1 protein-coding gene is annotated in these 319 nt (G+C 47.6%); it reads right to left on the reverse strand.

Going from position 1 to position 319, the window contains the following annotated elements:
• A partial coding sequence (locus U0R11_RS13605) for a hypothetical protein (protein WP_406752382.1) occupies nucleotides 1–319 on the reverse strand: 319 nt, incomplete at both ends.

The raw sequence follows: 319 nt of genomic DNA on the forward strand, positions 1-319 counted from the left end.
GCACCAGAGAAAGTTAAACTCTTCGTGCCTGCATATCCTGTGGCTGTATTATGACTCGCATCTACTGCTCTTATCGTGATCGTTTGGGCTTCCCCAGCATTCTGACTCGCAGATCCCGTAATCATCATGTGGGTGGCGGCTCCAGAGTTAATCTGTACACTTCCACTCGTTACGGCTGTTCCACTTTGTGGGGTGAAGGTAAAGGTGCCTGTTCCTACTGTTCCTGTGAAGATTAATTGGCTCGTCAAATTCGCCACTCCTGCAGTAAAGTCGCCAGCACTGCTCAATTTATTTGTTCCTGATAATCCTGTAATAGCTC

Source organism: Aquirufa salirivi (genome assembly GCF_045310485.1).
GTDB lineage: Bacteria > Bacteroidota > Bacteroidia > Cytophagales > Spirosomataceae > Aquirufa > Aquirufa salirivi.